This is a genomic window from Ruegeria sp. CDSA236, assembly GCF_059611285.1.
This window is the reverse complement of sequence record NZ_JBXWPG010000008.1, coordinates 133,869-149,929: the sequence shown is the minus strand read 5'-3', so window position 1 is coordinate 149,929 and position 16,061 is coordinate 133,869. Positions and strand designations below refer to the sequence as shown.

Sequence of the window (16,061 nt, the reverse complement as noted above, 5' to 3'; positions counted from 1 at the left end):
GCATGCCCGATCCTCGATGGATCGGGCATGCGCCCTTTATACCCTTACTCTTCCTCGGAACTCCTGCCTTTCCAAAGCCCCCAAACTGCTGTATGGGCGGTCCATCTGAGACGTTGTGCTCTGACTCCGGCACTCGAATGGAAGATAAAGTGGGGTCGGCGGCAATGGGGCCGCCACGCAAACGGGAGACCCGCAGGGGCGGGAGTGCTCCCTTCTAGGATACGCAAATGTTTGATGTAACAAAGAAATCAATTCAGTGGGGCGAAGAGACGCTGACACTGGAAACCGGCAAGGTTGCCCGTCAGGCGGACGGCAGTGTGATTGCCACGCTGGGCGAGACCAGCGTGATGGCAAACGTGACCTTTGCGCGGAAGCAAAAACCCGGTCAGGACTTTTTCCCGCTGACCGTCCACTACCAAGAGAAATATTATGCCGCCGGTAAAGTTCCGGGTGGCTTTTTCAAGCGCGAGGCGCGCCCGACTGAAAAAGAGACGCTGACCGCGCGTCTGATCGACCGGCCGATCCGCCCGCTGTTTGTTGACGGCTTCAAAAACGAAGTTCTGGTGATGTGCACCGTCCTCAGCCACGATCTGGTCAACGACCCCGACATGGTTGCGATGATCGCAGCCTCTGCCGCGCTGACCATTTCCGGCGCACCGTTCAGAGGCCCGATTGCTGGGTGCCGCGTTGGTTTCGAGGATGGCGATTACATCCTGAACCCGACCGTAGACGACATGCAGGACCTGCGCCTGAACCCTGAACAGCGTCTAGATCTGGTTGTTGCCGGTACCAAAGACGCCGTGATGATGGTTGAATCCGAAGCTTACGAGCTGTCCGAGGCCGAGATGCTGGGTGCGGTCAAATTCGCACATGAACAGATCCAGCCGGTGATCGACCTGATCATTTCGCTGGCCGAAGACGCGGCAAAAGAGCCGTTTGATTTCCAGGCGCCCGATTATTCTGAGCTGTCCGCTGCCGTTAAGGCCGCCGGTGAAGAGCAGATGCGCGCCGCCTTCGCGATCACCGACAAGCAAGAGCGCACCGCCGCTGTTTCCGCTGCCCGTGACGCGATCAAGGAAGCCCTGACCGAGGAACAGCTGGAAGACGCGAACCTTGGCTCGGCGATGAAAAAGCTGGAAGCAGGCATCCTGCGCGGCGACGTCGTCAAAGGCGGTAAGCGGATCGACGGTCGCTCGACCACCGATATCCGCTCGATCGTTGCAGAAACCTCGATGCTGCCGCGGACACACGGCTCGGCCCTGTTCACCCGTGGTGAAACACAGGCGCTGGCAGTGACCACGCTGGGCACCGGTGATGATGAACAGTTCATCGACGCCCTGCACGGCAACTTCAAATCGAACTTCCTGCTGCATTATAACTTCCCTCCGTATTCGGTTGGTGAAGCGGGTCGCGTGGGCCCTCCGGGTCGTCGTGAGATCGGTCACGGCAAACTGGCATGGCGCGCGTTGCAGGCGGTTCTGCCTGCGGCAACCGACTTCCCCTACACGATCCGCATCGTGTCCGAGATCACCGAATCCAACGGCTCCAGCTCGATGGCGTCGGTCTGCGGCGGTTCGCTGTCGATGATGGATGCGGGCGTTCCGCTGAAAGCACCGGTTGCCGGTGTTGCCATGGGTCTGATCCTGGAAGATGACGGCGATTACGCGATCCTGTCGGACATTCTGGGTGACGAAGACCACCTGGGCGACATGGACTTCAAGGTTGCGGGTACCGAAAACGGCATCACCTCTCTGCAGATGGACATCAAGGTTGCGGGCATCACGCCCGAGATCATGGAGAAAGCCCTGGCGCAAGCCAAGGACGGCCGGATGCACATCCTGGGCGAGATGGGCAAAGCCCTGTCCGAGACCAATGATTTCTCGGTCCACGCACCGCGCATCGAGACCATGAACATCCCCACCGACAAGATCCGTGAAGTGATCGGTTCCGGCGGCAAAGTCATCCGCGAAATCGTCGAAGTCTCGGGTGCCAAGGTCGACATCAACGACGATGGCGTGATCAAGATCGCCTCGCCCGATGGGGAATCGATCAAGAAGGCCTATGAGATGATCCATTCGATCGTTGCCGAACCCGAAGAAGGCCAGATCTACACCGGTAAAGTGGTCAAGATCGTCGACTTTGGTGCTTTCGTGAACTTCTTTGGCAAGCGCGACGGTCTGGTCCATGTGTCCCAGATCGAAAACCGTCGCCTGAACCATCCGTCGGATGTTCTGAAGGAAGGCCAGGAAGTGAAGGTCAAGCTGCTGGGCTTTGACGACCGCGGCAAGGTGCGCCTGTCGATGAAAATCGTCGATCAGGAAACCGGCGAAGAGATCGCACCTGAGAAGAAAGAAAAGAAAGAGGAAGGCGCAGAATAATCTGCTCGCCCCTCTGATTTCTCGAAAGACCCCGGCTTTGTCCGGGGTCTTTTTTTTTGTTCAGTCAGCATAAACCTTGGACCAATTCCGCCCAATTCAACCGAAATCCAATCGCACCACCGGCCAGGTGAACCCACGTCTCCTACATCGACGCAACAAATCTAGGAGATGCGAAATGGAGACTTTCAAAATGCTGACTCTGGTCGGACTGATCGCGACCGCCCCGGTGCTGGCTTTTGCCAACGTGACAGTCGGGGACAAGCTGGGCACCACCGAGACCGATATCCGTACCACTCTCGAGGCGCAGGGATACCAGATCGAAGAGATCGAATTCGAAGATGGCGAGATCGAGGTTGAACTCGTCAAAGATGGCGTGGAAACTGAACTGGTCCTGAACAAGACCGATGGCGTTGTCACCGCGATCGAGCTTGAAGATGACGACGACTGACCAGAAAACTTTAAAGGAGCGCTATGAAGATTTCACAGACGTCTTTACTCTGGCTCCTTCTGGTGGTGCAGGCTGTCTGCGCCACCTTTTTCCTGACCGATGCGGCGCTTGACTGGTTTGGTGGCGAAACTGCCGGGTTCCGGCATCTGCACGAGTTCGAACTGTTCCTGTCCCTGGCTCTGATTGGTGGTCTGATTGCAACAATCACGCTGATCCGGGCGCAAGGCCTGCGCGTACAGGACATGCAGCGTCAATTGGGCGTGGCGCAGGGCGCATTCTCGCAGGTCATCGAAAACCAGTTCACGCAATGGCAGCTCAGCAATGCGGAACGCGATGTCGCAATCTTGTCTATCAAAGGTCTGTCGATCGCAGAAATCGCCGAGCTGAGACAGACGAAAGAAGGGACTATCAAGGCACAAAGCGCTGCGATTTACCGCAAGGCGGGTGTCTCGGGACGGCTTCAACTGCTCAGCTTTTTTGTCGAAGAGCTTTTGTCCGAACCCCTAGTCAACACGTCCTCATCGTCAGAACCCGCCGACCAGAGCCAGGCTTAATCCACGGTTGCTCTTTCCCCGCCTGACGCGGTGTTCTATGCACGGGGCATGCGATCCTTTGTCATCCATATGTCCTCGAGCACCGCGCGCCGTCCCAATGCTGATCAGCTCTGCGCGGCCCTGCCCAATGCTGAACTGTTTGAGGCCGTAAATGGCCGCGACCCTGACCAGATTTCCGGTGTCGAACTGCATTCCGGAAATCTGCACCGCCCGCATTACCCATTCCCCTTGCGACCCGCAGAAATCGGCGTGTTCGAAAGCCATCGACGCATCTGGCGCAAGCTGGTCGAGGACGATATCGACCTGGCCATCATCACCGAGGATGACCTGCGCATAGATCGGGCGCGAATGGAGCAGGCGCTTGGGTTGCTGGCCTCAATCGCCACCCCCGATCACTATATCCGCATCCCCGTAAAACAGCGCGAAGTACCGGCACAGGTCCTGGCAGAACAAGATGGCCTGCGGCTGATCCTACCCAAGGTGATCGGCCTGCAATGCGTATGTCAGATGGTGGGGAAAAACGCCGCCGAACGCCTTTTGGCGACCACCGACCAAATCGACCGCCCTGTCGATACCTTCTTGCAGATGCACTGGCTGACAGACCAGCCGGTTCACGCCTTGCAAGGCAGCGGAAATCAGGAAGTGGCACAGGAAATCGGCGGCTCGACCATTCAGACAAAACCGCCCCTGTCAGACAAATTAACCCGAGAGTTCAAGCGCGCAGCCTACCGCGCCAAGCTGCACCTGCACCCGCAGCGCCCGCCTGCTTCATCTGGCTGAAAATACCTTCCGGGGGGAATCGCGCCACGAGGCGCGATGGGGGGCAGACAGCCCCCCTGACCTGGGCCGTCTTACGACGGCGCCTTGGTCTTGCGCAGATAGGGGAAGATGGTCTCGAACTCGCCAAACTTTGCTTTGGCGTCGTCGTTTGAGACAGCAGGCGGAATGATTACGTCTTCGCCAGGCACCCAGTTCGCCGGGGTAGCCACGCCTTTCGACGACATCTGCAACCCGTCCAGTGCACGCAGAATCTCGGCAAAGTTACGTCCCACAGTCATAGGATAGGTCATCGACAGCTTCAGTTGCTTATCCGGCCCGATGATAAAGACCGACCGCACGGTCGCGCTGTCGGCCGGGGTACGCCCGTCCGGCAAATAGGCCTCGGCGGGCAGCATGTCGAAGGCCTTTGAAACGGCCAGACCATCATCGGCAATGATTGGAAAACCGGGATGCGCGTTGCCATAGGCCTCGATATCCTTTTTCCACTTCTTGTGGTCTTCGACGCCGTCAACCGAAACGCCCAGGACCTTGGTGTTGCGCGCGGCCCACTCATCGCTTAGCTGCGCGACGGCCGAAAACTCGGTGGTGCAGACAGGAGTGAAATCCTTGGGGTGCGAGAACAGAATGGCCCAGCTATCCCCAATCCAGTCGTGGAACTGAATGGTGCCCTGATCCGTTTCTGCAGTGAAATTGGGGACTGTGTCGTTGATGCGCAAACCCATGAAGCATCTCCTTTGCTAATTACAAAACCGAGTCGGTTGTCCAGAACCTAATCACTTTGCGCCGATGTTAAACAGTCAGCAAGTCACTTTAGCCCTAGGCCAGACCTCAAAATTCCATTTGATCAAATCGCGCTTGCCGGTTTCCTGAAGGCCTGACACAGTGGCGCCGAACCAAGAATCCCCGTCGCATGGTCAGGAGGATGCACCATGATCGAGAAACGCAATTTTTACATCAACGGTCAGTGGGTTGCCCCATCGGTTACGCATGATTTTCAGGTCATCAACCCCTCGACCGAAGAACCATGTGCCGTGATTTCGCTGGGCGATCAGGCCGATACGGACGCGGCTGTTGCAGCGGCCAAGGCGGCGTTGCCCGGCTGGATGGAAACCCCGGCGGAAACCCGCATCGCGATGGTCGAAAAGCTGATCGCGCTTTATGCCGAACGGTCCGAGGATCTGGCCCAGGCAATGTCGTTGGAGATGGGCGCCCCGATCGACATGGCGCGTAGCCAGCAAGTCGGAGCAGGAAGTTGGCACCTGGCAAATTTCATCCGCGCTGCCAAAGCGTTTCCTTTCGAGCGGCCGCTGGGCGATCACGCTCCCAACGACCAGATCATCTATGAGGCCGTCGGTGTCGCCGCCCTGATCACACCGTGGAATTGGCCAATGAACCAGGTCACGCTGAAGGTCGGTGCGGCTGCGATTGCGGGCTGCACAATGGTTCTGAAACCCTCGGAGCAAAGCCCGCTGAACGCGATGATCTTTGCTGAGCTGATGGATGAGGCCGGATTCCCGCCCGGTGTCTTCAACCTTGTCAACGGTGACGGGGTTGGCGTCGGGTCTCAGCTGTCTTCGCATCCCGATGTGGATATGGTCAGCTTTACCGGTTCCACCCGCGCGGGCACGGCGATTTCCAAGGCCGCCGCCGATACGCTGAAGAAGGTGCATTTGGAACTGGGTGGCAAGGGTGCAAACGTGGTCTTTGCCGATGCGGATGAAAAGGCCGTCAAACGTGGCGTGCTGCACATGATGAACAACACCGGTCAAAGCTGTAACGCCCCTAGCCGGATGCTGGTTCAGCGTCCCATCTATGACGCGGCGGTGGAAACCGCAGCTGAGGTTGCCAAAGGTGTCACCGTTGGCCCGGCGATGGAAGAAGGCCGCCATATCGGCCCGGTTGTGAATGAGCTGCAATGGGGCAAGATTCAGGACCTGATCCAAAAGGGTATCGACGAAGGCGCGCGCCTTGTCGCTGGTGGCACTGGCAGGCCCGAAGGGCTGAACAAGGGCTATTACGTGCGGCCCACTGTCTTTGCCGACGTCAACAACCAGATGACCGTCGCCCGCGAAGAGATCTTTGGACCGGTTCTGACCATGATCCCCTTCGATACTGAGGAAGAGGCCATCGAAATCGCCAATGACACACCTTATGGGCTGACCAACTATGTCCAGACACAGGATAACGTCCGTGCCAACCGCATGGCCCGCGCTCTGCGGTCGGGTATGGTCGAGATGAATGGCAAATCCCGCAGCGCGGGTTCCCCGTTCGGCGGCATGAAACAATCCGGCAACGGGCGCGAAGGCGGCGTCTGGGGGCTGGAGGATTTCCTTGAGGTTAAGGCCGTCGGCGGCTGGGCTGCCGAGTAACCCACCTGCCGTCTAACCTGTTTTCGGGGCCCGTGCGCTATCTGCGCCGGGCCCTTTAGACTCTGAATCCGGCTCGAGATGAATCACAAAAACCGATCCGGGGAACTGATCGGTCAAAGCGTCTTCGATATCGTCACAGATATCATGGGCCGTCGCCACGCTCATGCCACCGTCAACGACCAGATGGAACTCGACAAAGATCATGCTGGCGGATCGACGGCCCCGCAGGTCGTGATATTCCAGCGCCCGGCCCAGATTTGCATCGATGATGCTCCGCACCTCATCCAGTTCGGGATCAGTAAGGGACACGTCCATCAGACCGTCAATCGACTTGCGAATGACCTTCCATCCCTCCCACAGAATGTTCAGGGCGACCAGAATGGCCAGGATCGGGTCCAGGATCAGCCAGCCGGTGGCAAGGGCCAACACCAATCCGATGACAACGCCCACCGAGGTGAACACATCGGTAAAGATATGCTTTGCGCTGGCCTCAAGCGCCGGAGAGGCGTACTGCCGCCCGACCCGCAGCAACATATAGGCCCAGGCACCGTTCAGAGCGGTTGCCAGCACATTGATTGCCACCCCGGTCAGCGGGGCCTGGTCCAGATGCGACGATGACAGCGCGGCAACGGCCTCTCGCAGGATTAGAAGTGCCGCCAGCACGATCAGCACACCTTCGACAACAGCAGACAGGTATTCGGCTTTCTTGTGCCCAAAGGGGTGATTATCGTCAGGAGGTTTGCCGCCGATCGAAACCGCAAAGAACGCCAGCAAGGCCGCGACCACATTGACCACGGATTCCATCGCATCGGACAACAAGGCGACTGATCCCGTCAACCACCAGGCCAAGAGTTTCAAGGCCAGAACCGCGATGGAAATCGGGATCGACCACAGGGCAAATTTCTGGATCATCGCATTGGTGTCCTGCAACCTTGGGACAGGTCTATCACTTTGTTCGATGATCCCTATGGCTTTTTCTGATCAGAAATCAAGCGTCTGCTTGTGCCGCCTCATAGGCCAGCATGGCGCGTTTCACCGGCAGGCCCCAATGATACCCACCCAGCCCCCCGGATTTTCGCAGCGCGCGGTGGCAAGGGATCAGCCAACTGACCGGGTTTCGACCCACGGCCGTCCCGACGGCGCGCACAGCTTGCGGTGATCCCACCCGTTGCGCGATCTCGGAATAGGTTGTGACCTGGCCCGAAGGGATATGCATCAGCGCTTCCCACACTTTGATCTGCAGGGGCGAGCCTATCAGATACAGAGGCGTTGGTTCCAATCGGTCGCTCACCGCGCCAAATGCACTGAGCGCCCAGGGCCGCAGGCGCATCGGGTCCTCGACGAAATTGGCATTGGGCCAACGCGACAACATATCCGCCATGGCATTTTCTTCGCCGGTTTCGGCCCCAAAGGCCATTCCGCAGATGCCCTTGTCGGTGCCCATCACCAAAGCAGGACCAAAAGGACATTCAAACCATCCCCAATAGATGGTCAAACCGGCACCCCTACGGGCATATTCGCCGGGGCTCATGGATTCCCATTTCAGGAACAGATCATGCAGGCGACCGCTGCCGGACAGGCCAACATTCAGAGCGGTTTCCAGTGTCGTGAACCGCTCGCGCAGCAACGCCTTGGCATGGCCTAGCGTCAGATATTGCTGATACCGCTTGGGCGATACCCCGGTCCAACGTGAGAACAGGCGCTGGAAATGCGCGGGGCTCATATCCATCTGCTGTGCCAGTTCCTCAAGACTCAGGGCCTCTCCACCCTGATCAATCAGGTCAATCGCCCGGCGCATGACATTATAATGATAGCCGCTTTCTGGGGTCTGGACATTCATGGTCGCACTCCTTCGATAGACAGAAGATGGCCTGTTACCGACCAGAGTGCGACCCGATTCTTGCGCTATCTGCCCCTCAGACCTGCGGGATAACGGTATAGGGTGCCGCCTCTTCCGGGGGTGCAACCTTTTCCATGACGTTGATGCTGACATGCGGCCAGCGGATCAGACCGGGCTTCCCGTCAAAGCGTGGGAAGAAATCCAGACCGACATTCTGCAGATACATCATCAGCAGCTTGGGTTCACCGCCAATTCCCGGCTCGTCCAGCTCCATGATCCAAAAGATCGAATCCATAACCGCCGCGTTGGCTTGTTTGACAACAAACGGAATGTTGACGATCCCGGCATCCTCAAGCGCGGTGTTGAACGGCAATATCGTGGTTTTTTTCACATTGTTCGGTATTCCAGCTGCCAGCAACAGATGCGGGTGCACAGGATCGAAGCCTGGGAACCCCGGGGCGGTCACAACGCCGTTGAACGGATTATCGTGATAATGTTTGTAGGGCGAAAGATATCCGCTGTTCAGGTCCTTTGTGGCCCCTTCGGGCAGCCCGTCCACCACCGGAATCGTTGGCGGTCCATCGATCTCGCTCGCTTCTCCAAGACCTAACAGCGAGTCGCCATGTGGCACCGTTCCCAAACGTGCAACGTTCAGATTGTTTGTGGTCAGATTGGTCATATGCAGGAACAGACCGGGCTCGTGATGGATGGCCAGATCGGCAGGTCCCGCCAGTCCGCTGTCGGGGCGATCTTCAGCCGAGAGCTGCGCGATGGACTGCTGATAGTCCAGCGTGACGACAAACTGATCGGTGTTAATGGTCGGGTCTCCTGAGGCCGGGTTCGGACGCTCAATCCCGCGGTTTGGAACCGCTTTGTCAACGGTCGTGAATTGAAGCGTTTCCTCGAATTGATTAACCAGCAGACGGTAGTTGAGACGGCTGCCAGGCTCGGTCGCAAACGGAAGCGCGATCATGTTCCAGCCACGTCCGCGCGTGCTGTCGCCGTTCTTCCAAACTCCGGGCAGTAATTTCAGGGGGCCGAGGTCTTCGTCACCTTGATGGGCCAGCTCAACAGACCGATAACGGGACTGCAGTTTTGCGGCAAGATCTGGGTTCGCCATGGATCAACCTTTCAATAATTAAATAAAATATCCGCCAATGCGGGAAAAATGCGCTGAAATAAGAATTGGCTGCGCATCGCGAGAATAACACGAATCAGGCTTACCCTACGTAATCCAAAACCCACAGCTATCCGCTAAGCAGATTCTTGCTTGTGTGGTTACCCGAGCCATCGGCTTGCCCTGCGCCGCAATACGTGCATACGTCGCCGCATGGCCAAGCAACTTGATTACCACACTATCCGAGAGATTTTTACCCGCTTTCAGCAGGCTGACCCGGAACCTGAGGGTGAGCTAGAGCATGTGAATGTCTATACTCTGGTCGTAGCGGTGGCGCTGTCTGCACAGGCCACCGATGTCGGCGTCAACAAGGCTACGCGCGCCCTTTTCAAAACCGCCGACACACCGCAAAAGATGCTGGACCTGGGCGAAGATGGCCTGATCGAGCATATCAAAACCATCGGTCTATTCCGCCAAAAGGCAAAGAACGTCATCAAGCTCAGCCATATTCTGGTCGAAGAGTATGACGGCGAAGTTCCCAATTCCCGCGCCGCGTTGCAATCGCTGCCGGGCGTCGGGCGTAAGACCGCCAATGTGGTGTTGAACATGTGGTGGCGCTATCCGGCGCAGGCCGTGGATACGCATATTTTCCGTGTCGGAAACCGAACAGGCATCTGTCCGGGAAAACATGTGGATGCGGTTGAACGCGCAATCGAAGATAACATCCCGACCGACTTCCAACTGCACGCACATCACTGGCTTATCTTGCATGGCCGGTATCACTGCAAAGCACGCAAACCTATGTGCGGATCCTGTATCATCCGCGATCTCTGCCAATTCGAGGACAAGAACCTATGAAAACCTACCAGCTCACCGGTATTGGAAACGCCGTTGTGGACGTGATCTCTCAGGCCGATGACAGTTTTCTGGAACTGATGGGCATCGAGAAGGGCATCATGCAGCTGATAGAACAGGAGCGGGGTGAACTTCTTTACGCCGCTATGGAAGGCCGCGTGCAAACGCCGGGCGGATCCGTTGCGAACACGATTGCCGGTGCCGGCGCACTGGGACTGAGCGCAGCCTTTATCGGACGCGTACATGATGATGCGTTGGGACGATTCTACGCAGAGGCGATGCACGAGGACGGTGTGGATTTCGTGAACCCGCCCGTACCGGGTGGAGAGCTTCCGACTTCGCGCTCGATGATTTTTGTCTCACCCGACGGTGAACGGTCGATGAACACCTATCTGGGGATTTCCTCGGAGCTTTCCTCGGCGGATGTATCAGCCGAGGTCGCGGGTAACAGCCAGATCATGTTCCTTGAAGGCTATTTGTTCGACAAGGAAAAAGGCAAAGCTGCGTTCCTTCAGGCCGCACGGGATTGCCACAAGGGCGGCGGCAAGGCCGGGATCGCCATTTCTGACCCGTTCTGTGTTGAACGGCACCGGGTCGATTTCCTACTGCTGATCGAAAATGAACTGGATTTTGTGATCGGCAACGAGGCCGAGATCAAATCCCTGTTCGAAACCGACGATCTTGAGGATGCACTGGCGAAAACCGCCGATATCTGCCCTCTGGTGGTCTGCACCCGGTCAGGCGACGGGGTAACTGTGCTGAATGAAGGTCAGCGCTTTGACATTCCGGTGGAAAAAATCGTTCCCGTCGACGCCACCGGCGCAGGCGACCAATTCGCAGCCGGGTTCCTGTTTGGCATGGCCACTGGGCGGGACTATGAGACTTGCGCCAAGATGGGCAATGTCTGCGCCCGTGAGGTGATCAGCCATATCGGCCCGCGCCCCAAGGCGGATATGATCGATTTGCTCAAGCAGGGCGGCTTGCTTTAATCGGATCAGGACTGGCCTATAATTTGTGGGAGGGGCAGAGCCCCTCCCCTCACGGTTATCCCTGCACGAATAGGGCGATCCAGATGCCTACGAACATGAATATGCCGCCAAGATTGACCCAAGCGTGCCAAATCGCATAGCGGAAAGGCAGTGTCTTGCGGGCATAAAAGACTGTGCCGATCACGTAGCTTGCCGCCCCGGCCAGAATGCACCACAGGACTGAAACGGGGACATCTTTCAGATCGGGTATGGCGCACAGCCCCAGCGCGCCCAGACCCAGATAGGATGCTGTTGACCATCGGGACTTGACCGTCTTGTTGGCGATCTTGTTCCAGATGGCCACCACAGTCAGCCCCCAGCACAACCAGAGCAAAGTCATGGTCCAGCCGGTACCGGCCAGCAGGAAAAAGGGTGTGAAGGTGCCGCAGATACTGGAATAGATTGCGGCATGGTCTATGCGTCGTAGCAGCTGCCGACGCTGGTGCCAGCGGGAAAAGTGATAAAAACACGAGGCCAGATTAGAGCCCAACGCACAGGCTACATAAACCAGAACCGCAAGAATAAGCCCGCTGTCGAGCATCAGGTACGATTTGCGGATCAGCGCTCCGCCAGCGGTCAAAATCAACGCCAGACCGATAAGATGCACGACCAGATCGGCGCGGCGGTGGCAAGGGTCCGGACTGGGATAGGTCTGTGGGATCATGTCAGTTCAGGTGATCCGAAAACGCTGCAACCACGTGTTCATACACGTCGCGTTTGAACGGCACGATTTCGGCAACCAGCTGTTCCGGTTCCTGCCATTTCCAGCGGGTGAATTCGGGATGCTCAGTCTGAATGTTGATCTGATCGTCGCGGCCAGAGAACCGCATCAGATACCATTTCTGCTCTTGACCCCGATACCGACCTTTCCAGATCTTCGGCACGATGTCATGCGGCAGATCATAGGGCAACCACCCCTCGGTCTCGGCGATGATCTCGACCAGATCTGCCGTGACGCCGGTTTCTTCCCACAGCTCGCGCAGCGCCGCATCGCGCGGGTCTTCACCCTGGTCCACACCACCCTGAGGCATCTGCCAGGCGTCCTTGTGGCGGTCGTTGCGCTGGCCGACGAATATCTTACCCTCGGCATTCATCAACATCAGCCCGACGCAGGGGCGGTAGGGCAGTTTGGCAATCTCTTCGGGGGTCATACGCGGCCTCGTGAACATGCTTTGGAGCGTCTGTAACAAGCAGCGGGCCCAAGGCAAAGGGTATGACGTTAGGTTTTGCGTGACAAAGATGACGCGAAGGTCAATCTGGCAGCCAAATTCTATAAGGGAGAGTTCTGGATGACTGCATACCCAAACATGCTGGCCCCGCTGGATCTGGGCTTTACCACGCTGAAGAACCGCGTGCTGATGGGCTCGATGCATACCGGGCTTGAGGAGACTGGCGATTGGAATCGGGTGGCCGAGTTCTATGCCGACCGCGCGCGCGGTGGCGTGGCGCTGATGGTGACTGGTGGGATCGGACCAAATCTTGAAGGTTCGGTACTGCCGGGGGCATCAATGATGACCAACGACAAAGAAGTGGCAAACCATTCCATCGTCACCCAGCGGGTGCATGAGGCCGGTGGCAAGATCGCGATGCAGATCCTGCATGCGGGGCGCTATGCCTACGGGCCGAAATGTGTCGCACCCAGCCCGGTGAAATCTCCGATCTCTCCTTTCCCGCCGACCGAGTTGGACGAAGAGGGTATCGAGAAACAGATCAGCGATATCGTGAACGCCGCGGTCCTGGCCCAGAAAGCGGGCTATGACGGGGTCGAGATCATGGGATCCGAAGGGTATTTCCTCAACCAATTTCTGGTGACTCACACCAACAAGCGCGAGGACCGTTGGGGCGGCTCTTATGAGAACCGGATGCGCCTGCCGATCGAAGTTGTCCGCCGCACGCGCGAGGCCGTCGGCACGGAATTCATCATCATCTACCGCTTGTCGATGATTGACCTGGTTCCCAACGGATCTACTCATGATGAGGTTGTGGAACTGGCGCAGCGGATCGAACAGGCCGGCGCCACGATCATCAACACCGGCATCGGCTGGCACGAGGCGCGGATTCCCACCATTGCCACCAGCGTTCCGCGCGCGGCCTTTGCTTGGGTGACCAAAAAGCTGATGGGCAAGGTCTCGATCCCAGTCATTACGTCAAACCGGATTAACACGCCGGAGGTCGCCGAAGAAGTTCTTGCCACGGGGTGCGCCGACATGGTCTCGCTGGCCCGCCCGATGCTGGCAGATGCGGATTTCGTTAACAAAGCCATCGCTGCTGAGGCGGCGACGATTGCACCCTGCATCGCTTGCAACCAGGCCTGTCTGGATCACACATTCCAGGGCAAACTGACCTCGTGCCTAGTAAACCCGCGCGCTTGTCACGAAACCGAACTGGTGATCACACAGGCCGACAGCGTGAAGAAAATCGCCATCGTAGGGGCGGGCCCGGCAGGCCTGTCCACCGCAATGACCGCCGCGCAGCGTGGCCATGACGTGACCATTTTTGACCGTGCCCGTGAGATCGGCGGCCAGTTGAACATGGCCAAGCAGGTTCCGGGCAAAGAGGAATTCTGGGGTCTGGTCGAATGGTACCGCACCATGATTGCCGATTTGGGCATTAAGGTAGTGCTTGAGCGCGAAGTGGGCGCCGACGATCTGACTGGTTATGACGAGGTGGTAATTGCCACCGGTGTCGTTCCGCGTGATCCGAAAATCCCTGGTCAGGACCGAGACAATGTCGTCGATTATATCGACGTCCTGCGCCACAAGACCCCGGTTGGCAAATCAGTGGCCGTGATCGGAGCAGGTGGGATTGGCTTTGACGTGTCCGAATTCCTGCTGGAAGAAGGCAACAGCATCACCACCGACTTGCCTGCCTGGATGAAGGAATGGGGCGTTACCGACCCGGCCGAGCATCGCTCGGGGCTGGCACCTGAAGGGCCACAACCTACCGCCCCCGCGCGTCAGGTGACTTTGCTGCAGCGCAAGGCGCAAGCCCATGGCAAAGGGTTGGGCAAGACCACCGGCTGGATTCATCGCGCAACGCTGAAGATGAAAAACGTCAATTTCGTCGGTGGCGTGAATTATGAGCGAATCGACGATGACGGGCTGCATGTGAGTTTCGGCGAAGCACGCGAGAACCCGACAGTAATTGCGGTGGATACGATTGTTCTGTGCTCGGGCCAGATCTCGGACCGCAGCCTGGCCGATACGTTGATCGAACGTGGCATCACCCCACATGTGATCGGCGGCGCGGATGTTGCAGCCGAATTGGACGCCAAACGGGCCATCAATCAGGGCACGCGGCTGGCAACCAGTTTCTGATATGCCTTGGCCCGGTCCAGAACCGGGCCAATCGCTCTGCTGGTATTGGGGTCAGTCGGCCAGCGCCAGCTTTGCACCCAATGCCCCAAAGGCCCCGGCGAAACAGCGCCTGACCCAAGCCATGACAGTGGGCCGCTGGATCACATAGTCGCGTGCCACCGCAGCGAAAGCGCCATAACCAACAAAGACGACAAAGGTCATGGCCATGAAGGACAAGGCCAACTTGATCAGCTCTGCTTCGGCGGCACCTGTACCGGCGGGAATGAATTGCGGCAGAAAGGCCAGAAAGAACAAAGATAGCTTGGGGTTCAACACATTGATCAAGGTGCCCGTGATTGCAATCTTCACATACCCTTTTGCGGGTTTCTGGCTCTGTACATCCAATGCTCCGCCTTGCCGGACGATCCCCCAGGCCATGTAAAACAGATACAGCACCCCAAGGTATTTTAGCACCAGAAAGGCCAGCGCGCTGGTATGCAGCAGGGCCGCAAGACCGACGATACTGGCCAGCGCAGCAGGTACGATCCCTATGGTACAGCCAATCGCCGCCGCAAAACTGGCCCAAAAGCCACGCCCCAACCCAACCGCAAGCGTATAGATCACGCCGGTGCCCGGTAAAAGCACAACGATCAGAGACGTCAGTAGGAACTCTGTCGACATCCCAGCCCTCCCTTTCCTAGCACGCAGAATTTCCGGTTCGAAAGGAAAAGTAAACGCCATACATCACTGTGGCCCGGCGACATTCCTGAAAGCCCGCCGGATACCAACAGCAGAAGTCCCTTATCGCTTATTCAACGGTTATCGTAATCACCTCAGACACGATGGGCGTGGAATGCGGTACATGACCTGCATCGCCGAGCACTAGCTGAAGCGTATGTTCGCCTGCAGCCATTTCCAGCGTCACCTCGGTCTGACCGCCGCCAAAATGGATATGATTGTCATCCGCGGGCAGACCATAAGACAACTCATCCGCACCGTCCTCTCCCTGCCCCAAAGGCGGTCGGTCGATCAGCAGATGATGATGCCCGGTGTTTTCCTTTTCAGTACCCGCCGGCGCGACCCCCATGCCGCTGAGGCCAAAGACCACGGTGACCGGAGATTGGACAACGTCGCCGTCAGACAATTTCACAAAATAGACCTGCGCTTCGGGGTTTGATGGTGTTTCACCCCCGGCCAGAGCAAATGTCGCCGACAGGCAGGTTGCGGCAATAGCTAAAACAGCTTTCATAATCTTCTCCGTTGTCACAAATTTGCCATCCTCATGGTAGCATGTTTCGGCCCGAAATCGAGGATACCCGTTGTCAAAAGGCTTGTGGCCCATATGGAAACCACTGTTTCAGAGTTTCCCAAGCGCAAACGATCCGATTCAAATCCC

16 protein-coding genes are annotated in these 16,061 nt (G+C 57.6%); 8 read left to right on the top strand and 8 right to left on the bottom strand.

Annotated features, from left to right (window positions below):
* Positions 1-227: 227 nt before the first annotated feature.
* From pnp to AC2FLB_RS14170, 4 genes are all read left to right on the top strand, one after another.
* Positions 228-2,378 (top strand): polyribonucleotide nucleotidyltransferase, encoded by a 2,151-nt coding sequence (gene pnp / locus AC2FLB_RS14185; RefSeq protein ID WP_496697763.1) that lies wholly within the window; start codon positions 228-230, stop codon positions 2,376-2,378.
* Positions 2,379-2,553: 175 nt separating this feature from the next.
* Complete coding sequence (locus tag AC2FLB_RS14180) at positions 2,554-2,826, top strand: PepSY domain-containing protein (protein WP_496709468.1); 273 nt, start codon at positions 2,554-2,556, stop codon at positions 2,824-2,826.
* 23 nt (positions 2,827-2,849) lie between these two features.
* Complete coding sequence (locus AC2FLB_RS14175) at positions 2,850-3,380, top strand: helix-turn-helix transcriptional regulator (RefSeq protein ID WP_282027883.1); 531 nt, start codon at positions 2,850-2,852, stop codon at positions 3,378-3,380.
* Between the two features lie 48 nt (positions 3,381-3,428).
* Positions 3,429-4,160 carry a glycosyltransferase family 25 protein gene (locus AC2FLB_RS14170; RefSeq protein WP_142640000.1) on the top strand — a complete coding sequence of 244 codons (732 nt, stop codon included), beginning with the start codon at positions 3,429-3,431 and terminating at the stop codon, positions 4,158-4,160.
* 71 nt (positions 4,161-4,231) lie between these two features.
* On the opposite strand, the gene AC2FLB_RS14165 is transcribed toward AC2FLB_RS14170, so the two are convergent.
* Positions 4,232-4,882 carry a peroxiredoxin gene (locus AC2FLB_RS14165; protein ID WP_142639998.1) on the bottom strand — a complete coding sequence of 217 codons (651 nt, stop codon included), beginning with the start codon at positions 4,880-4,882 and terminating at the stop codon, positions 4,232-4,234.
* A 207-nt stretch (positions 4,883-5,089) separates the two neighbouring features.
* Between AC2FLB_RS14165 and AC2FLB_RS14160 the strand changes: the two genes are divergently transcribed.
* A complete protein-coding gene (locus tag AC2FLB_RS14160; protein WP_496709467.1) occupies positions 5,090-6,529 on the top strand; it encodes an aldehyde dehydrogenase family protein in 1,440 nt (479 codons plus the stop codon).
* 12 nt (positions 6,530-6,541) lie between these two features.
* Here the strand turns inward: AC2FLB_RS14160 and AC2FLB_RS14155 are convergent, their stop codons facing one another.
* From AC2FLB_RS14155 to AC2FLB_RS14145, 3 genes are all read right to left on the bottom strand, one after another.
* A complete protein-coding gene (locus tag AC2FLB_RS14155; protein ID WP_142639994.1) occupies positions 6,542-7,441 on the bottom strand; it encodes a cation diffusion facilitator family transporter in 900 nt (299 codons plus the stop codon).
* A 76-nt stretch (positions 7,442-7,517) separates the two neighbouring features.
* Positions 7,518-8,369, bottom strand: a complete 852-nt coding sequence (locus tag AC2FLB_RS14150; RefSeq protein WP_281973788.1) for a bifunctional helix-turn-helix domain-containing protein/methylated-DNA--[protein]-cysteine S-methyltransferase — start codon at positions 8,367-8,369, stop codon at positions 7,518-7,520.
* 76 nt (positions 8,370-8,445) lie between these two features.
* The gene (locus tag AC2FLB_RS14145; protein WP_142639991.1) at positions 8,446-9,489 is read right to left on the bottom strand and encodes a heme-binding protein; all 1,044 of its coding nucleotides are present in this window, start codon (positions 9,487-9,489) and stop codon (positions 8,446-8,448) included.
* 210 nt (positions 9,490-9,699) lie between these two features.
* Here AC2FLB_RS14145 and nth point away from each other — a divergent pair, with 210 nt between their 5' ends.
* On the top strand, positions 9,700-10,344 hold the full coding sequence (gene nth / locus AC2FLB_RS14140; protein ID WP_496709466.1) for an endonuclease III: 645 nt from the start codon (positions 9,700-9,702) through the stop codon (positions 10,342-10,344).
* On the top strand, positions 10,341-11,330 hold the full coding sequence (locus tag AC2FLB_RS14135; protein ID WP_496709465.1) for an adenosine kinase: 990 nt from the start codon (positions 10,341-10,343) through the stop codon (positions 11,328-11,330). The genes nth and AC2FLB_RS14135 overlap by 4 nt, the downstream gene beginning before the upstream one ends.
* Positions 11,331-11,385: 55 nt before the next feature.
* Here AC2FLB_RS14135 and trhA read toward each other — a convergent pair whose 3' ends face one another.
* Complete coding sequence (gene trhA, locus AC2FLB_RS14130) at positions 11,386-12,033, bottom strand: PAQR family membrane homeostasis protein TrhA (RefSeq protein ID WP_496697780.1); 648 nt, start codon at positions 12,031-12,033, stop codon at positions 11,386-11,388.
* A gap of 1 nt (position 12,034) precedes the next feature.
* Positions 12,035-12,520 carry an RNA pyrophosphohydrolase gene (locus AC2FLB_RS14125; RefSeq protein WP_496709464.1) on the bottom strand — a complete coding sequence of 162 codons (486 nt, stop codon included), beginning with the start codon at positions 12,518-12,520 and terminating at the stop codon, positions 12,035-12,037.
* A gap of 138 nt (positions 12,521-12,658) precedes the next feature.
* Here AC2FLB_RS14125 and AC2FLB_RS14120 point away from each other — a divergent pair, with 138 nt between their 5' ends.
* Positions 12,659-14,686, top strand: a complete 2,028-nt coding sequence (locus AC2FLB_RS14120; protein ID WP_496709463.1) for an FAD-dependent oxidoreductase — start codon at positions 12,659-12,661, stop codon at positions 14,684-14,686.
* Between the two features lie 51 nt (positions 14,687-14,737).
* On the opposite strand, the gene AC2FLB_RS14115 is transcribed toward AC2FLB_RS14120, so the two are convergent.
* Together AC2FLB_RS14115 and AC2FLB_RS14110 are read right to left on the bottom strand one after the other, a co-directional pair.
* Positions 14,738-15,346, bottom strand: coding sequence for a LysE family translocator (locus AC2FLB_RS14115; RefSeq protein ID WP_142639979.1), 609 nt, complete (start codon positions 15,344-15,346; stop codon positions 14,738-14,740).
* 127 nt (positions 15,347-15,473) lie between these two features.
* Positions 15,474-15,914, bottom strand: coding sequence for a DUF4399 domain-containing protein (locus AC2FLB_RS14110; protein ID WP_281973795.1), 441 nt, complete (start codon positions 15,912-15,914; stop codon positions 15,474-15,476).
* Between the last annotated feature and the right edge of the window lie 147 nt (positions 15,915-16,061).

Bases quoted from the DNA above. Each gene is read 5' to 3' on its own strand.
- AC2FLB_RS14175 (WP_282027883.1), top strand. From the start codon at position 2,850: ATGAAGATTTCACAGACGTCTTTACTCTGGCTCCTTCTGGTGGTGCAG.
- AC2FLB_RS14145 (WP_142639991.1), bottom strand. From the start codon at position 9,489: ATGGCGAACCCAGATCTTGCCGCAAAACTGCAGTCCCGTTATCGGTCT.
- AC2FLB_RS14120 (WP_496709463.1), top strand. From the start codon at position 12,659: ATGACTGCATACCCAAACATGCTGGCCCCGCTGGATCTGGGCTTTACC.
- AC2FLB_RS14160 (WP_496709467.1), top strand. From the start codon at position 5,090: ATGATCGAGAAACGCAATTTTTACATCAACGGTCAGTGGGTTGCCCCA.
- nth (WP_496709466.1), top strand. From the start codon at position 9,700: ATGGCCAAGCAACTTGATTACCACACTATCCGAGAGATTTTTACCCGC.
- AC2FLB_RS14180 (WP_496709468.1), top strand. From the start codon at position 2,554: ATGGAGACTTTCAAAATGCTGACTCTGGTCGGACTGATCGCGACCGCC.
- trhA (WP_496697780.1), bottom strand. From the start codon at position 12,033: ATGATCCCACAGACCTATCCCAGTCCGGACCCTTGCCACCGCCGCGCC.
- AC2FLB_RS14110 (WP_281973795.1), bottom strand. From the start codon at position 15,914: ATGAAAGCTGTTTTAGCTATTGCCGCAACCTGCCTGTCGGCGACATTT.
- AC2FLB_RS14135 (WP_496709465.1), top strand. From the start codon at position 10,341: ATGAAAACCTACCAGCTCACCGGTATTGGAAACGCCGTTGTGGACGTG.
- AC2FLB_RS14150 (WP_281973788.1), bottom strand. From the start codon at position 8,369: ATGAATGTCCAGACCCCAGAAAGCGGCTATCATTATAATGTCATGCGC.
- AC2FLB_RS14155 (WP_142639994.1), bottom strand. From the start codon at position 7,441: ATGATCCAGAAATTTGCCCTGTGGTCGATCCCGATTTCCATCGCGGTT.
- pnp (WP_496697763.1), top strand. From the start codon at position 228: ATGTTTGATGTAACAAAGAAATCAATTCAGTGGGGCGAAGAGACGCTG.
- AC2FLB_RS14165 (WP_142639998.1), bottom strand. From the start codon at position 4,882: ATGGGTTTGCGCATCAACGACACAGTCCCCAATTTCACTGCAGAAACG.
- AC2FLB_RS14170 (WP_142640000.1), top strand. From the start codon at position 3,429: ATGCGATCCTTTGTCATCCATATGTCCTCGAGCACCGCGCGCCGTCCC.
- AC2FLB_RS14115 (WP_142639979.1), bottom strand. From the start codon at position 15,346: ATGTCGACAGAGTTCCTACTGACGTCTCTGATCGTTGTGCTTTTACCG.
- AC2FLB_RS14125 (WP_496709464.1), bottom strand. From the start codon at position 12,520: ATGACCCCCGAAGAGATTGCCAAACTGCCCTACCGCCCCTGCGTCGGG.